At 44.8% G+C, this 17,613-nt stretch carries 11 protein-coding genes; 1 reads left to right on the top strand and 10 read right to left on the bottom strand.

The window, feature by feature from the left end:
• Nucleotides 1–136: 136 nt before the first annotated feature.
• A complete protein-coding gene (locus BLW49_RS00340; protein ID WP_256209517.1) occupies nt 137–1,108 on the bottom strand; it encodes a LytTR family transcriptional regulator DNA-binding domain-containing protein in 972 nt (323 codons plus the stop codon).
• 81 nt (nt 1,109–1,189) lie between these two features.
• Nucleotides 1,190–1,792, bottom strand: a complete 603-nt coding sequence (locus BLW49_RS00345) for a DJ-1/PfpI family protein (protein WP_090722531.1) — start codon at nt 1,790–1,792, stop codon at nt 1,190–1,192.
• A gap of 190 nt (nt 1,793–1,982) precedes the next feature.
• Between BLW49_RS00345 and BLW49_RS00350 the strand changes: the two genes are divergently transcribed.
• On the top strand, nt 1,983–2,777 hold the full coding sequence (locus BLW49_RS00350) for a helix-turn-helix transcriptional regulator (protein WP_090722533.1): 795 nt from the start codon (nt 1,983–1,985) through the stop codon (nt 2,775–2,777).
• Between the two features lie 73 nt (nt 2,778–2,850).
• Here the strand turns inward: BLW49_RS00350 and BLW49_RS00355 are convergent, their stop codons facing one another.
• The 8 genes from BLW49_RS00355 to BLW49_RS00390 form a co-directional block, all read right to left on the bottom strand.
• Nucleotides 2,851–8,532: a pectinesterase family protein gene (locus BLW49_RS00355; protein ID WP_090722535.1), complete on the bottom strand. Its 5,682-nt coding sequence runs from the start codon at nt 8,530–8,532 to the stop codon at nt 2,851–2,853.
• A gap of 205 nt (nt 8,533–8,737) precedes the next feature.
• On the bottom strand, nt 8,738–10,243 hold the full coding sequence (locus BLW49_RS00360) for an extracellular solute-binding protein (RefSeq protein WP_090722537.1): 1,506 nt from the start codon (nt 10,241–10,243) through the stop codon (nt 8,738–8,740).
• A gap of 212 nt (nt 10,244–10,455) precedes the next feature.
• The gene (locus tag BLW49_RS00365) at nt 10,456–10,923 is read right to left on the bottom strand and encodes a heme-degrading domain-containing protein (protein ID WP_076310836.1); all 468 of its coding nucleotides are present in this window, start codon (nt 10,921–10,923) and stop codon (nt 10,456–10,458) included.
• A 315-nt stretch (nt 10,924–11,238) separates the two neighbouring features.
• Entirely contained in the window at nt 11,239–13,443 is a 2,205-nt protein-coding gene (locus BLW49_RS00370; RefSeq protein ID WP_371264500.1) for a DEAD/DEAH box helicase, read from the bottom strand.
• Nucleotides 13,440–14,801, bottom strand: a complete 1,362-nt coding sequence (locus BLW49_RS00375; protein ID WP_076310837.1) for an ATP-binding protein — start codon at nt 14,799–14,801, stop codon at nt 13,440–13,442. Before BLW49_RS00375 ends, BLW49_RS00370 begins: the two co-directional genes overlap by 4 nt.
• Nucleotides 14,802–14,819: 18 nt before the next feature.
• Nucleotides 14,820–16,712 (bottom strand): TerB N-terminal domain-containing protein, encoded by a 1,893-nt coding sequence (locus BLW49_RS00380; protein WP_090722539.1) that lies wholly within the window; start codon nt 16,710–16,712, stop codon nt 14,820–14,822.
• Between the two features lie 118 nt (nt 16,713–16,830).
• Nucleotides 16,831–17,097 carry a DUF2798 domain-containing protein gene (locus tag BLW49_RS00385; RefSeq protein ID WP_076310840.1) on the bottom strand — a complete coding sequence of 89 codons (267 nt, stop codon included), beginning with the start codon at nt 17,095–17,097 and terminating at the stop codon, nt 16,831–16,833.
• 107 nt (nt 17,098–17,204) lie between these two features.
• Nucleotides 17,205–17,483: a hypothetical protein gene (locus BLW49_RS00390; protein WP_076310841.1), complete on the bottom strand. Its 279-nt coding sequence runs from the start codon at nt 17,481–17,483 to the stop codon at nt 17,205–17,207.
• Nucleotides 17,484–17,613: the final 130 nt, after the last annotated feature.

The raw sequence follows: 17,613 nt of genomic DNA on the forward strand, positions 1-17,613 counted from the left end.
AATGATGTTGTCCTTCTGTACTCTAATTTATCGAATGGCAGCAGAAAAGTCGTAAAATAACGCCGAACGGTAATGCAAACAGCTCAAATATAACAAAAAGAGGCCGAAATGTACTCATTCCAGCCTCAAATGTACTCTAAATTTCAATTAATTGTTTCATTTCCTCCAGCCGGCTGCGGGAGAGGGGAAGCTTCACATTCGAATTCCCCTTCAAGATTAAGGTATAACTATTTTTAGAATAACTGATCAATTCAGACACGCGCTGCAAATTCACTAAATAAGATCGGTGACATCGGAAGAAGCCAAATTTAATTAACTTCTCTTCCAGTTCGTTCATCGTTAAATCCGTCGGGAAGTAATCATCATCGATGCGAATATTACTTACACTGTTGATGCTCTCGATATAATCAATTTCGTCTGGACTAAAAAAGATCGTCTTATCTGCCAGCTTACAGCTGACCTTGAATACATTGTTTGGTGTAAGCTTAATGCTCTCATTCAATTCAGATGTAACAGGGGTCGGTTCATTGACAAGGTCCGTTTTCTCAAGTCCCATTAATCTGTTATATCGATATATATCACGGCTTAATAGCAATAACTCTTCTATAGAGTTGGATGTAATTAAGGTGGCCGTATGATTTGAACGAAGATACTCCAGTGCCGTTAAATACAGCTCAATTCCTTCAGCCGTTAGATTATGGAGTGGATTCTGGACTAATATTAAATCCGCACGGAATAGAAACATGCGGAATAAACTGACTCTTTTCTTCTGGTCTTCTGTCAATTTGTTAATCTTTGTCCGCCAAACATCGGATAGAGAAAAAGCGGCAATATACTCTTCTAATGGATGAGGGAATTCGGCAATTTGTTTAAAAAACGTTAAGTAGCTATAGACAGTCAGTGTATCATATAAGCCATCATCCTGAATGGATGATAGAATTGAGCTCGTTTCTCTTCGAATCGAGCCACTCGTTGGCTGAAGGTTCCCTGAGATCAGGTCAAACAGCGCTGAACTTTCTTCATTCGACATTTTAATGCCGATATGTGAATCGCTCTCGATAACGAGTTCTATATTTTTTAACACCGTTCGATTTTCTACTTGTTTCATTACTTTTTCTAACGAGATCAAGGTCATTCAATACACACTTTCTTTTTCGTATTTTAGGAATTATCTTAGTCCTAAGAAAATCTAAGCCTCCCTCACTTTATACACATCACTCATTTTACCAGCCTGATAGTAAGGATATTCAAGCTTCTGTTGTACAAGATGTGCGGTTTCCTTATTTGTAAGCCACTCGATGAGATATAAACCCAAATCGATTGAGGCCGTCACCCCGCCTCCGGTAATTACCCCATCATCCCTAACGACACGTGCTTCAATAACTTCCTCGCAGTACGGAGCCAATAAATCGTATGCCGAAGAGTTCGTGGTAGCTCTTTTTCCCTTAAGAAAACCTGCCGCTCCTAGTAATAATGCGCCTGTGCAAACAGATACCTTATACGGAACATTCTCGGCAGTCCGGATCCAATCGATAAAAGCCTTATCATTCCGGAGTTCTCTCGTCACCATTCCTCCAGGGACAAAGACCAGGTCAAACTTCCCTAGATTCGGACTTACTTCATTCACCCTCATCGTGAGTCCCCGATCATCTGTGACTTCTTCCCTGTCCGCACAAAAGGTCCAGGATACGTTCTCTTTCGCCTTTAATATGCCTAACCAGGTGATAGCCTCGTAAAATCCAGTGAAGTCCATGCTTGTCATGCCGTTGAACAGTACAAATGCGATTTTCATTTGTTCACCAATCCTTTTCTCATTTGTTTAACAAAAAAAGCATTTGATGTAAAATCAAATACTGTAGTAGACAGACGCATATCCGATATGATGATTATATCAATGCTTGAATTAAACTCAAACACATGATATGAAAATAGACATACACCAATCCCCAGCAGTCTAATACTGCGCCAACGGAGGTCATGTCATGATACCTTTTTATGAGATTCGTGCTGGTGATTTGATTATTAAACATAATGCGAGACAGCTCACGTTTCCTGCTCATCTGCATGGACATATCGAGATACTTTATGTTTTTAACGGTATACAGCGTATACAAATAAATGAAAGCGCATACGAAGTGCATGAAGGCGAGGCAGCGTTAATATTGCCGGACATTGTACACAGGTACTATAGAGTTGGACAGGATCCCGCAGACGCCATGCTGATTATATTTAATCCTCGTATACTTGGAGGTCTTTTTCCTGATCTGATTCAATTTCAACCGGCTACACCTTTAATATCGAGAGCCAATATTCATCAAGATGTAGTCTATGCTCTTAATCAAATTAATAACAGCGAGGATTTTGCCACAAAATTGGGGTTTACTTATATCATCATGTCACATCTTCTTCGCCAAATCGAACTCACTGAGAGGCCGCGAATACCTGTCCAGGACATGTCTAAAAAAATCATGGAATACTTAGCTAATCACTTTACCGAACCGATTACACTAGATTCCCTTGCTTCTGAATTCTCTGTCAGCAAATACTATATCTCTCGCATCTTTTCGGAAAGGATAAAAATGAACTTCCGAAATTATCTTGCCCTTCTCCGTGTCGAATACGCTTCAAAGTTGATTCGTACCACAGACGCATCCTTTACGACCATTAGCAGCAATGCTGGATTTGATAGTCAACGAACCTTTAATCGAGTATTTCAGAGCATATACGGCATGACGCCGAGAGAGTTTAGAAATAACGTTACAAAATACCTGAAATGAATCAGCATGAATAAATCAAAGGAGTGCCTATTAAGTTAGGCACTCCGGCACTCCCTTACTTCGATTAATGTAATCAGTGTTCAACAGTCACGGTTACAGTCGCAGTGGTTCGATTCCCGGCATAATCAGCAGCCTCATAGGTTATTGTATACACACGTCCTGAACCAGCGCCTGAACGCTCTGCCCTTAATTCAAATTCATAATCTGATGTACCATATTCTGCTCCTTGAATATCATCATTCGTGTTCCCGTCGCCTTTTCCGTTGTCAGGTTCATTACTGGTAATAGATACGAGAGTGATGGAGGCTATACCAGATTCCTCATCGGCTGCGTTAGCAGTCACTCGAATATTCTCCATTCGATGCCCTCTTGCCTTGAGGACAGGCTTATCTACTTCAAGCTGCAGAACAGGAGGCACTTCATCCTCGCCGATGACAAATTCGATCTCATAGATTTTGACGCCTCCGTCCTGAGAAGTTACATGGATAACCGCACTTCCAGGAACGTTCTCCGCTTGCTCGATCGAAATGACAGACTTCTCTGATTGAGCTGTAGCAGTAACGATTGGGATCTCGCTTTGGGCTTCCAGCTCAACTTGGTAAGCAGTCACCTGAGGATCAAAATCAGGTATAGCCACACCATCCACATTCAATGCTTCCAGCTCCCGATTACTATTAGCCAAGTCAATTGAATCAACCGGGTTCCAGCCATCACTTCCACTCAAAATGTTAGCCGGCGTATACCATGCTGCCTCTTCAAGTGTTAGCTGCTTAGTCCAGCGATATCTGCTCTTCGGATTGGCTCCAGGTCCATAACTCGCATACTCGCCATAACGTGCAGTGGTTTCATTATTCACATTGCCCCAGTTATTCCAGCCTTCTGGAGAAATATGCTCACCAAGGTAGCTGTTCACGTAAATAACATTGGCATCAGCACGCCAAGGTCTTCCCAGTGTTACTCCTGTTATGCCTGGATCTGCTGTAATCCGGCTATTAATGAATACATATCCTGGCTTTCCTGCACCTGTAGAGGCAGCCGTGACATAACCATTGCGGAGACTATGGATGTCACTATTTTCAAATACGGCAGAAGCATTTCCAAAGATAAAATCTACAGTTCCTTCAATATAACTGTCCTTATAATAATGGCGTCCATTATTGGCATATAACGTATCCTGATGTCCTCGCAAGCTGACATCCCGGAATGTAAGCCGATCTGCATTGGCATATAACGCGACTGCCTGGCCCGCATCAATGCCTGCATCGTTTTGTATAGTTAGCCGCTCCGCAGTGAAATCATTTGCCAATACCCTGAAGCTATAGCTGTTGGAAGTCCCCAGCGGGTTTCCATTCCCATCTAAGGTGCTGGCAGAGTCTCCATAGATCAGTATCGTGCCTTCTCTGCTTTCTCCAATGAAACGTAAATTGATTTTATCGGAAGGTACACTGATTTTCTCACGATAAATACCGTCTTTAATTTTAATAACCGTCTGAGTTGGACTGTTACTTGGGACCGCATTAATGGCATCTTGCACATTAGAATATTGTCCGGTGCCATCTTTAGCCACTACAATCACCTGTGCAGGTACCTCCTTTAAGGTAACAGAGGAAGCTCCCTCCCCCACAGCGTTCGTAGCCGTAATAATATAGTAGTAAGGGACCCCATTCGTAAGTCCACTGTCCGTATAGCTTGTCTCGGTTAGATCACTTACAACCAGCTCATAAGGACCATTCTCTGAACTACTGCGTTTGATAGAATAGTATGTTGCCTCTGACACGGAATTCCAATTCAGTATCACACTCTCGGCTGCCGGTTCTGTTGTGAATCCAGAAGGTGCTGCAGGTGTGCCGTCATTAGCAGATGGACGTATGCCTACGGCTGCTGATTCGAGACTACGTGTTTGATCGTTCACTGCAGTGACTCTGTAATAATACGGTACTCCATTCATGAGCCCGGAATCGAGATACGTGGATTCGGATACGGTTCCGATCAAATTATAAGCCCCTTCTGCAGTATCGGAACGACGCACTTCATAAGAGGATGCGCCATCTAAGCTCTCCCAATGGAGCTCTGCTCCATTAGGCAGTGGCGCTGCTGTAACCGTTGGTGTCGATAGTTGAGCTGTGGGTATTACCGTTACCGCTTCAGAATTCTCGCCTTCCCCTCCAATACTTACAGCAGAAATGACGTAATAATATGTGGTTCCATTATCCAATCCGCCGTCTCTATAAGAGGTCGAAGACACCTTCGATGCAACCGTCTCAAAAGGGCCTTCCGGATCCGTGCTTCGTTTAATCGTATAGCTAATGGCATGATCAACACCCTGCCAATTTAAATCAGCTTGCGTGCTTCGAGCCGAGATCGTAATTCCCGCGGGTGCATCGGGTCTGATGGCTGCCGAGGAAGGAGTTACCATAACTTCATTCGAAGGACCGCTCTCTCCCGTTGATCCCACTGCTGTCACGACGTAATAATAAGTTGTATTATTCACCAAGTCCTCATCAATATAGGAGACATCAGTAATTCCACTCGTAACGGTTTCATACGGGCCACCTTCTGTCATGCTCCTCTTGATACTATAAGTAGAAGCGCCTTCAGCAGCTGTCCATTGGAGCTGGGCTTTTTCGTTGCCGGGTACTGCAGTGAGACCCTTCGGACTCTCCACCGGCTCTACATATACTTTAAGGTTGTCATAGTAGATCGTTCCTTTACCCGTTCCCGGCGTTTTGGTGGAAATCCGGCCTATTCCCGAAGCTGTCAGATCTGCTTCAAGTGGCGCATCATCCGCCACTAGCTGATTATCGAGGTAAATATCTGCTGTCTTCGCTGCTACGTTCGTCACTAATCTCAGGTTGTACCATTGATTATTAACTAAAGGATCGGTGAGTTTATAATCTGCTCCATTCCTTTTGTAAACCAGTGTGTAATCCGGCTCCGCAACAGGTGCTGTTGGTTTGCGTAATTGAATGGATAATGCCGTCTTGCTGCCTGTTTCGTCTTGAAGATTGAGAACGGTAGAGGTACCTGGCCATCCTGGAGAGGTCATATCCACTTCAAGAATAAACTTACCCTTCTGCGGGGCGAATTTGCGAAAAAATTCGGTACTACCAACCGCATTATCGTACAGTAATAGAGCTCTGTCTGATGCATTTCCAGTCGTATCGGAAGGAATATCCTTCACCACAACTTTATGATCCGTGTCCTGCGGATTTGGCATAAAGGTATATTCAGCTGGAGTTGTATCGATCGCTGTATCCTCGAAATTCTCATTAATATAATAGACCGTTCCCTGTTCTCCCTCTGGTATAGCGCTCGCTTCCTTAGAATTAAAGCTTGTGCCGCTGCTATTCTCTGCCGTAACGATGTAATAGTAGATCAATCCTGGTGTTAGGTCCGCATCGTTATAAGCATTATCGACAATTCCCGTAGCGACCTCTGAATAGGGGCCTCCTGGAATCTCGCTTCGGTACACTGTATATCCTTGTGCCGTTGTAACTTCGTCCCAGTTAAGTTCAATTGATGTCAGCCCAGCGGTCGCCGTAAGTCCTGTAGGAGCTGTTGGGAAATCCGCGGCCACTGGGTTTACCGATGCATTGGAGAATACCGACGTATTATACTTGCTGTTGTCGTCATCCGCCTTGGAGGCGTCAACCGCCAGGCCAAAATAAACGGTCTCCCCCATAGAAATGGTAGCAGAATCAACGACCTTCCAATCCGTACCATTCTCTGAGATGAGTGATGTGATTTGGTCCCCAAGCCGAACGATTTTAACCCAATATGGAGTATTAATAAAATGCTCCGGCTCTTCTCTTGTCAATGGTTCACCCTCCGTGTTACGGGTCATGATGATGCTCTTCTTACCATATTTGACATAAGAGACGAGCAGTGCAGCCATTTTAGCATTGGATTCCAGATTTTCGCGGATCATAACTCCCGCTTCTGCCCCATCATCGGTACCTGTAATGCTCTCAACTCGAGCCACAATTTCCCCATTGCCAGTCAATTCCTGATAAGCAAAATGAAAATGGTCCTCTTCCCCGTCAATATCTCCTGCAGACTTCAAGGTTACATCTGTATCTGCTTGTCCGAGCTGAGTATGGCCGGCAATTTCAGGTGCACCTATGTCTTCAGATTGCCATGGACTTATATCTCCCGGCTTATTCACATGAACCGCTGCATTACTTGATTGTGTGGAAGTCCCGGAATCATCAATCGCTCGTACCGTTAGAAAATAGGTTCCATCCTGGACATTCTCCCAGTTTAATGAATAAGGTGCAGTGAGGTCCTCTCCAAGCTTGATATCATCTTGATAAAATTCCACCTTAGAAACAGTACCATCCGAATCAGAAGCGTCAGCCTGAATCTCCACCGTCGCTCCTTCCTCCACAATCGTGTTGTCTGCAGGATAGTTGATCGAGACAGCTGGATTTATAGATCCATTGCCAACGATCCCGTTTAAGTACATCTCAAGATTCGTATACCCTGATGAATGGATACCATTACGGTCCTCTGCATTAGACGGATTGAGTCCGTGTGCTAACTCCCACTCGTTTGGCATGCCGTCATGATCATCATCTGCGAGTGTAGATACAGCTTCTTCAAACTCAAGGTATCCACCAACTTCTTTTGGAGAATTGATATGCTTCCCTGACCGGTTCTTCACATCGTGGACGACACGAGCGTCAATAGCATCCCTTCGTGGCAGAACGGCTCCTGCCTCTTGGAGCACTCGTTCATAAGCGGTCTCAGCAGTGTCTAGATTAATCGGATTCGGCATGGATACCGCCGTATTCAGCTTCGAATCCGGATTAGCGAGTTCCCCTACTCCGAGCCAGTTATTTGCAGTTACCTCAGGTGATCCGTCCATGATGTTACCGTCTACATATAGGCGAGTGTTCGCACTGACATCAAGGAAGATTTGATCTCTTACGGACCGATAAGTATTGGGACCATATTTATAGTAGTTATTTCTTAGATTATAATTGCCTTCCTCGCCGCCATAAGCGGAGAAGAAGCCCCAATTATAAATGATGTTATTAGAAGAGTCTGTGGGGAAATCCGGCGATCCGGCAAATCTCGGATTACGGCTTACATTATGGGCGATCAGATTATGATGAAATGTTGCATTGTTGCCGCCCCAAATACCTGCATAACCGTGCCTGCCTTTTTGATGGGAGGTCATTAGCATACTCTCTGATATGATGGACCACTGTACTGTCGTGTTCTCATTGACATACATACTGAGCACTTCATCTACCGACCAGCTGAATGAGCTATGATCGATAATGATATCCTTGTGATATCGGCTGCCAAAAGCATCATCCTCGCTGGGATATCGATCTCCAAGCCTAAATCTCATATATCGAACAATAACATTATCTGCCTCAATCGTTGTTGCATAGTCAGACACGGTCACACCTTCACCTGGTGCGGTCTGACCTGCAATTGTTAGATTTGAGCCTGTAATTTTAAGCGGTGTTTCAAGATGAATCGTTCCACCAACCTTGAACACAACCGTCGTATTATCTCTGCTGACTGCTTCCCTAAGTGAACCCGGTCCGGAATCTGCAAGCGTAGTGACTTCGTAAACTTCGCCTCCTCTGCCACCGGAAGTATACATTCCTCCACCTTCCGCTCCCGGAAATGCCGGCAGTCGTTCATCTTGCACAGCCGGTGCTGTTTCTGCAGATGTAATGCCCGTCAATGAAGTCACGAGCATAGATGCGGCCAGTATACCTGACACTATTTTTTTCATAAGCTTCCTCCTTTAAGTTGCAGCTTCATCATCTGCCTGGTTCATTTCTTTACTTGTTCAATATAATCACCCCTTTCAAGGGCTATCTGATCCAATTATGAATGATGAATGCGCTATTAAATCATGAGATTAGAATGATGCCCGAACCGTTAAGAGAATGTCACACTTTTCGGGCATCATTGATTGCACATGCTATTCTCTTTTCTTAATTGTTTACCGCTTTATAAGCAGCTTCGTATTCTGAGATGATCTGATCTCCTCCGCTCTTTCTCCATCTTTGAACCTGCTGCTTAAATTCATCCACATTGATATCTCCCAGAATATATTTATAGGTCGCATCTGTAATGATTTTTTGAAGCTCAGACCCTTGTGAGGAATAGGTATCAGACTCTAGCGAGTATAAAGGGTTGAGTACAGCAAAGGTGGCGTTTTCTTGAATGAGCCTTCCAGCCTCTGTTTTCAGCGGATCATTATCGTGAACTTCATAGCCGGGCTCCTTCGGTCTGGAGGACGCAAACGGCTGTACCTCCTGTTCCCACAATTTTTGATTAATAATGGTTACCGATTTATCTTCATTCATTGAATAATGCATACCTTCAATACCATAAGTCATTAGCGTGTACACTTCTTCAGACATTACATCGTTCACAAATTGAAGAATTCGCTTCAGCTCCTGTTCGTCCTTTACTTCCGATTTAGGAAAAGCTAGGAGTCCTCCTACCCCATTACTCGTTGACCAGATGGCACGATCACTTTCGTTTCCTGTAGATGTGATATCGTTTACCATGACAAGCTCCATGTTGTCCTGAACCCCTTTGGCAGAATTAAGCAGGTTTTTAGAGTCAAAAAGAGCCCCAACATAAATGCCTGCTTTCCCTTGAGAGAAGCCCTGCTGTTGATCTGATTTGGCTGTCACTGCAAAGCTTTGATTAATGTAACCGCCTTCATAAAGTTGTTTCATAAAATCCATCGTTTTCAAATAACCTTCTGTTTCGAACTCGGGAGTGACCTTGCCATCATCGCTGACAGCCCAGCTGCTAGGTGTTCCAAAATAAGATCCGAGCGTCTTAAATGCTCCAAAGACGAGATCACTTCGATCGATAAAACCGGTCGTATCCTTCACACCATTGCCATCCGGATCTTGCTCTGTAAATGCTTTTGCCACTTCCATTAGTTCATCTGTCGTCTGTGGTACAGACATCCCTAACGTATCGAGCCAATCCTTACGTAAGATCACACCGTTTCTGGCCACATCCTTTTGCATCGGAATACCGTATAGCTTTCCTTCAATAGACGCTGAATTTCTCATATCCTGTGAGATAGCTCCCAAATTCGGGAATTCATCCAAGTAGGGACTAACTTCCCAAAAAACCCCCGCTTTTAAAGCATTACGAACCGATGAATTCTCCAGCATCGTGAGTGATACAATCTCGGCTAAAGAGTCAGAGGCAAGCGAGGTATTGATTCGCTCTTCTTTTGAGGAATCGGGTACCCAAGCAAAATCAATGTTTGCCTGTGTTACTTCTTCGATTTTGCTCAGCACAGTATCCGTTGGAGGCGATGGTGCATGCAAGATATTCATCCAGCTGATATTTACCATACCGTCTTCATTACTCGATGACTCTTGAGCGGAATTTGTTTCACCGCAAGCGGTTAACAACAGCGAGCCGCATAAGACCAATGCCGCACACTTCATCAACTTCGTATTCATTCGAACTCCCCTTTTCTTAATGGATAATTAATTGGATTTTATCATACGAGGAGCCGAGAAATTGGACATAGAACATTCAAAATTGGCCAAAAATTGCGCTGTAACGAATCCAGTAACTTGACATCATTGTTCTCTTCATACCTATAACAACAAAAAAAAGTGAAAGTTCGAAAGAGTTTAATCTTTCCGAAGCTTTCACTTTTCAGGTACGACTATGCTAAGAATCTTCTAAGCGCACCAATCAGCAAATCATGATCCTCTTGATCAGGCAAGCCCGATACCGTAATGGTACCAACTTGTCCTATTTCGTTAATGGTGAGGGGAAAACCACCGCCTGCAGCAACATAATCAGCAAATGGAAGTCCATAGTCATCTTCAAGATTCTTTCCTTCTTCACGCAATTGCAGTGCCACGTGCCAGGAGCTCATACCAAAATGCTGGACGACATTATTTTTCCGACGAATCCATTGCTCGTTATCGGCCGATGTACCCTCCATCGCATGACTGAACAGCCTCTGTCCGGAACGATATATTTCCACCGTGATGCTCTTATTCACTCTCTTGGCTTCTTCAATAATGGTCAAACCCAATTTCAATGCGGTTTCGTTCGTAAAAGAAGGAAACCGCAGCTCCTCTTCCTCGAGCTCCATCTGTTTAATTCGTTCACTGATCTCCAGCATGCTCATCACTCCTCATGAATTGTTAAATATGTATTTGGGTATGGAATGTACTATCTAAGAAAATCGTATCACGAAGAGCTGCATTTGTCCCAGAGAAAATTTTTATTACAGGATCATACTATTAAAATGAAATTTCTATCATCATTTATAAGACAGATTAGTTTACATAATATCTATTACGAAAATAATGGTTGTTCCTTATTAGTTAAGTAGTTAAATGTTCAACGTAAAACAGTGTGACCTTTTATAAGATCACACTGTCCAAAAAATACATATCACATTTTTAAATATCTTCCTGCTATTTAGAATAATCCTCTATTTATTGTTTATGCCCAACGTCTGTGCTAGACCCGCAACATCAAGCCCATCCACACTAAAGGCACTTCGCACAAGCTGAGGAAATACGAATTCATCATATTTTCCTAAATATGGGGCTTCCTCCGGCTTCAGTAACAGGCTGGGGTCCTCAAGATTTAACAGCTCTTCGCTAATCGCATGATGCATGGTTATCGGATCTGTTTTGCCTGAAACGACCATATAGTAAGGCTCCATAGGGACGATAGATCGTAAATTCAATCGCTGGGATAAATTATGCTTAAGCAGCCGCTCCAAGGTACGAAACTGCTTGCTCCCCGCCCATGGCAGAATGAAGAGAGAATCTCCTCCCGCAGGTATAATCATGCTGTTTAGTAGTCCACTTTCCCGAGCCAGTCTTCGAGCTCGCTCAAGCCGATTAACTGCGCCTGCAGCCAGATAAGGGTATATGGTGCTGCCTGCCAAGACCTCTCGCATCTTCTGCATGACTTTGGTGTGGATATCTCCTCCTGCACCGAGCCATAGTGTATCGACCTTGCCCTTAGCTGATTTGACATACAGTGCTTTGTGCTTCACATCAACCTCTTCGACCTTCCAGAGCTTACCTGCTAGAGAGAAACAATAGCCAGGAGGCGGTACTGTTGTAATTGAGCCGATTTCTTCCGATCCATTATATACAACATGTTCCTCATCATCCTTGAAGACTGCGTAGAACCGGTAATTGTTCACAATCTTCTCGCCGCCCAGTCCGATGATCAGGCTTCCCTCCTCTGTACGCTGAATATGATCCGTCTGCAATAGATACGTCAGGAATTGCTTATACTCATGCGTAGTAAATTCTCTAAAGGAAGGCAGTGTAAGCACATGTCTCGCAAGCTCTGCCGGGGTCGCTTCTCCCATACTTTTTAGCGTACTCATCGTCTGATGATACAATACACCGACGGGCTTCTTCCGAACGTCCACAGGTTCTACCCACTTGTCCCGTAGATACAATTCGATCACAGCTATAGCACGCAGCAGTGTCCACGGCATCCGAGCAGGAAGCTGTGCTTCTTCATCTTCTTCCTCAGGAATGAGAAACATCATCTCAGACGCCTGATCCTCTCTACGGCCAGAGCGTCCAAGACGCTGAACGAAGCTGGAACTGCTGTACGGCGCTCCGAGCTGAATGACCCGCTCTAGTTCACCAAGATCAATGCCAAGCTCCAATGTAACCGTCGCAGCAGCCACGGCAGGTCCCTCTCCTGTCTTCAGTGCAGCTTCGGTTTCTTCTCGCAGCATGGCGGAAATACTGCCATGATGGACGTGGAAAACATCGCGCTGCTCCCGTTTAGCAGCGATCCGTCTTAGCTCAAGCGTAGTTAGTTCTGCATCTGATCTGCTGTTGGTAAACACGAGTGCTTTCTTCAGATGAGTTACATCATATATGAATTGATGATAGGCCTGCTTGGCCAGCTCTAACTGCTCTGCCTGCTTCTCATCCCGGGCATCCGGCAGGGAGAAATGCTCAACAGACAGCCTCAGCTTTCTTCCTCCTTGTGGAGAAACCACTTCAGTGGATATTGCTGTTCCTGCACCAAGCCATCCTGCAGCCGATTCATAATCGCTTAAGGTGGCCGACAAGCCGATCCGACGTGGTGAACAGGAAGCCATCCGCTCTATCCTTGTCATCTGACTCAGAACCTGTATACCTCGATCGGCTCCCATAAAGGCATGAACCTCATCGATAATAATGTATCTTAAATCATGAAACAGGGCTGGAATCGCATTGGGCCGATTCATAAGCAATCCTTCTAATGATTCCGGCGTAATCTGCAAGACACCCGAAGGCTTCTGCATCAGCTTGGTCTTCTCTGCTTGCGAAACATCCCCATGCCAATGCCATACTGGTACATTACCTTCCTTCAGGAGATCGCTTACGCGCTCGAACTGGTCGTTAATCAGCGCCTTTAACGGTCCGATGTAGAGTATCCCTACGGATTCTGGAGGATGATTATACAACTCTGTTAGTGCGGGAAAAAAAGCGGCTTCAGTCTTCCCCGAAGCGGTACCCGAAGCAATCAGCAAATGATTCGGTGTGTCAAAGATAACACGGCATGCTTCTACTTGTGCTTCACGGAGGGTTTCCCACCGCTTCTTGTATATAAATTCTTGAATGAACGGAGCCAGACGGGTAAAAGGATTGGGTGTCCGGTTCATGCTCATAGGTCAAACTCCGCGAGAAAGTCATCCAGGTCATCCGAAGGGCGTTCTTCCTTAGAAGAGACAGATACGGACCTAGACCCGGCACGATTTTCACTCTCCTGTTCACGGTCAGACAGCAGCTCTTCAAAGGCCGTTTCTGGATGCTGATGCAGTGTATGAAGCAGGTCCATGAAATCACGAATCACTTCTCGTGTCGTCAGAAGCTGTTCTGCTCCCAGTCTGCCAACTGCAGCCTGCATGAAGGTTATCAGCTGCTCATTGGACAGCTGAGCTTCATATTGGAAATGCATCGCGTGAATCTCACGCAATTTTTGCAGCAGGATGAGTATCTCCTCATTCGACAGCATTTCAAGCTTAAGAATGGGAGAAGTGTATGTCTTTAGCAAGCCTCCGCCATAACGACCGTCGATTAGACGAGATCGCAGTGCTTCATAGCTGAACAGCCCTCTTCGTTCATCCTCAACAAACTGTGGCGTGCCTCCCATGTATATGCCTAAATGCTCTGCTTTGCCCTGCATCGTATCGTTAAACATCGTCAGCAGCTTCTCGTAGTTACTGTGCCGGGATATACTGTTCGTAATCTTGTACAGGTTTACACCTTCATCTATAAATAACAGCAGTCCCTTGTAACCAATCTTGGCTATAAACTCGCTCCACAGCTTCATATAATCATACCAATTGTCATCATCTATAATGACAGATACGCCGAGCTCCTTGCGGGCTTCCGTCTTGGTCGTATATTCACCGCGCAGCCAGCGAAGTGAAGCACCCTTGAGATCATCATCCGTCAGCTTGTAACCGTTCCAATAAGCAGCGAGCACCTTGGCAAAATCAAATCCATGTACCAGGTTCTGCATTTCATTGGCAACAGCATAGATCTGGACCTCAACCTTCTGGGTGATCGCGGGATCATCCGGCTTAAGTCCGAACTCTAGCATCAGATCCTGCTGAATCGCAGCGATCCATTTCTGCAGTATAGCCTCCAGTGCGCCGCCATCTGGACGGGTCTTGGTGGATAAATGTGTCATTAGTTCCCGGTAAGTGGCCAGTCCCTGCCCTTTAGTACCGACCAGACGACGCTCCGGGGACAGATCCGCGTCAGCAACGACAAAATCTCGGTCCATCGCATAGTTGCGGATCATTTGGAGCAAGAAGCTCTTGCCGCTTCCGTATCTTCCCGTAATCAAACGGAAGGCTGCGCCGCCTTCGGCAATATTGTCCATATCTCTCAAGATCGATTCGACCTCAGGTTTGCGCCCAACAGCAATATGTTCAAGTCCGACTCTGGGGACTACGCCTGCAGTTAATGAGTTTACAAGCGCCGTCGTCAGACGTTTTGGAATTTTCAATGATTTCATATTTGTTATTACCCCGTTTCATTCTCCGGAACATAGCTTGTCCAGCATACTCATATAATCTTCGACAATCATGTCCTCATCAATGATCAAGTCGCCGATATGCTCCATTGCGGCTTCATTAATCTCCTCAATCAGCACAGCGGGCATGGAGCCTGCTCTGCTGGCAGCAGCCTGCAGCGCTTGTTCACCATGGATGTTCTTAAGTGCGAACAAAATTTCGAGATGTGTATGCTGTAAGCTAGCGGCAAAATCTCTCCATTCCTCATCAAGCTCTTCCACGTTCCATACCACAGCAGGCTGCTCTTCCACTTGATTCTCCGCAACAACAGCTGATACGGGATTCACTTCTTCAATTTCGTCTACAGATAGAGGAGCAGGTGCATCAAAGTCCATTACGGCCTGAATAATCTGCTGTCCTTCTGACTCGCGCTTTAAGGAAGCTGCTTGGGAGCCGCTATGTTCCAATAATCTGTTATGTCCGCTATGTTCAATCCGTGCCTTACTGGAAATATTCACTTCCTGTTCTTCATCATCTACGCCAAGCATCAGCATATTTCTTACCTCATCAGATTCACGTGCTAAGCGCTCAAGCTTTCGCTGATTGATGTGGATCTGCGGCTTAACCGCGCGGGCTGTTTCAGCTTTGAGGGCGTTCATCTCTTTTATCAAGTAGCGTGAGATAAGCTCCTCCACCTCTTGTTCAAGTTCAATCCCTCTTAGTCGGCCCTTGAACCCTTTCAATTCGCGCAGCTTATTCTCAGTGAATCGCACTAGCTGAGTGATATAAGCTCTTAATGGCTTATACTCGCTGATCGGCGCATACTCGACGGTTATCGTTCGTCCGTAGATGTCACTATCATATAGTGCACTCTTGAACAGCGTCCGTTTCACACGCCGGGAGTGAGGTTCAAAGCGCTGGATCAGCCTGGCTCCATGGGATCTGTATAAATATTGATCAACAAGGGCAATGACCTTCGGAGTAAACCTCGTCATCTCATATCGACCGCTCTCGATATAAAACCGGCTTCGCTCAGGATCAAAATCCAGCATGAAAAAGAGGTTGTCCCAAGACAGCTCTACCGGTTCAGCGGTAAATCGCCGTTTCCATTCCAGCTCCTTCAATTCATTCGACATGCTGCGAGGCAGCTTCTTATTCATAGGAGGCGGAACATAACCCAGCTGATGCAGGGCTGCAAAATCATAGAGCCATTCTCTCATGTAGTTGTCCATCTTCGGATGATGTTTACGGTAAGCCTGCCACACTTTATTTAGCTGGTCCCAGCCATCAGACGGGTCAACCCAGCCAATTCCGTTAATAAGCTCGTATATATATACAAATAAATAGGACAAATCCGTCACTGGATAACGGCAGGCCCGCACTTCTGATCTCCAGTAAAAATACCACTGATATTGCTCAGTTCTCATCTGATCATAAGTGGGCCAGTAGCTGTGAAATGGAACAAAAGGAACCTGCTCAGCACAATACTCAGCCAGTTCTTTGGCTGTATGTACAAACTGCTGCTCCCGTGATATATAACGAAAATCCTGCTCCCAGTTCACTTGCGGTACGGTGTTCTTAGGGGCATAGATCTGACGAACTGATTCACTATGGGGAACTTCCTGCACAGCCAGGTTATTGTACCGATTAAGTCCATCATCCTGCACTTTACTGAGCTCTGTATAACTGCTCTTAGATGGTTTCTCAGTCGCTGCTTCCTCCCAGATCAGAACATCTGGAATGTCCAGGTCATCGATATGAGAATCCAGGGATCGTTTATATTTAGCATCACTAGTACCTGCGTTGTTGTCCTTAATATCTGTAGAAATTGCTTCACTTGGAGCAATTGGAACATCCCTTTCATTTCCTGACAGATCAAATTCGGCAAACCGGATCTGATCGTTGTTACTCATAGGACATACCTCCCTCCATCACAATTTAGATTATAACACTTGAAGGAATTGAGCATCTATCCCTGCACAAAAAAGAGAAGGATTCTTGAGTTCGAATCCTCCTCCTAGCGTGAGAGTATTATTTCAGTTCTGTACTCTGCTGTGTCTCTCTTGTATATTCCACAAACTGAATTCTTTTCATCACTTTGCGGATTCCTTTCGGAAGAAAATAGGCGACAGGAAATGCCAGCAAGAAAGCAATACTCCAAGAACGCATCCATATCATTAAGAAGGAATCATGGAAGCCGTAATTAATTGACATCATGACAAATGACATCAGACATGACATTCCAAACGCCATAAAAAATGTGAAAATAATCGTTTCGTACTTTTTATTAATCTTCATTATGTTTCTCTCCGTTGTTCTATAATCATATTGCTCAGGACACTGCGTTACCGCATAACGATGTATTTTATCAGTAAGAATGCAGTTCGTCAATCGTTAGGTGTTGCTCATATTCTTTCTTTGACCGCTTGAATGAACGCTGCCGGATTCTCTTTAACAGTATAAGGATAAACGCCTTGCTGTGTATGCAGATATAGCAGTCCATCCTTCTCGCCCACCTTTTTGTAGGATAGATCAAATACTTTATCCAGTGGAAACTCCCGATATTTTGTAACAATCTTATCCGAATAAAGAATCAATTCACGCTCATCTGCAATGGTCTCCATACGGATACCTTCAATTTTACGTAACATTTTATAATAGGCCTGTGTGGCAAGCCTCTCCATATTATTCACTCCTTGCTTTGAATGATAATGCAGCTTGAATTACCCGATCTTCGTGAGTCTTTTTACGATGACTTCGATTACTATTCATGATAATCTGTTATCACAGTGAAGTAAAATCCTCATAAGGAGT

Origin of the sequence: Paenibacillus sp. PDC88, from assembly GCF_900106725.1 — a bacterium.
Lineage (GTDB): Bacteria > Bacillota > Bacilli > Paenibacillales > Paenibacillaceae > Paenibacillus > Paenibacillus shunpengii.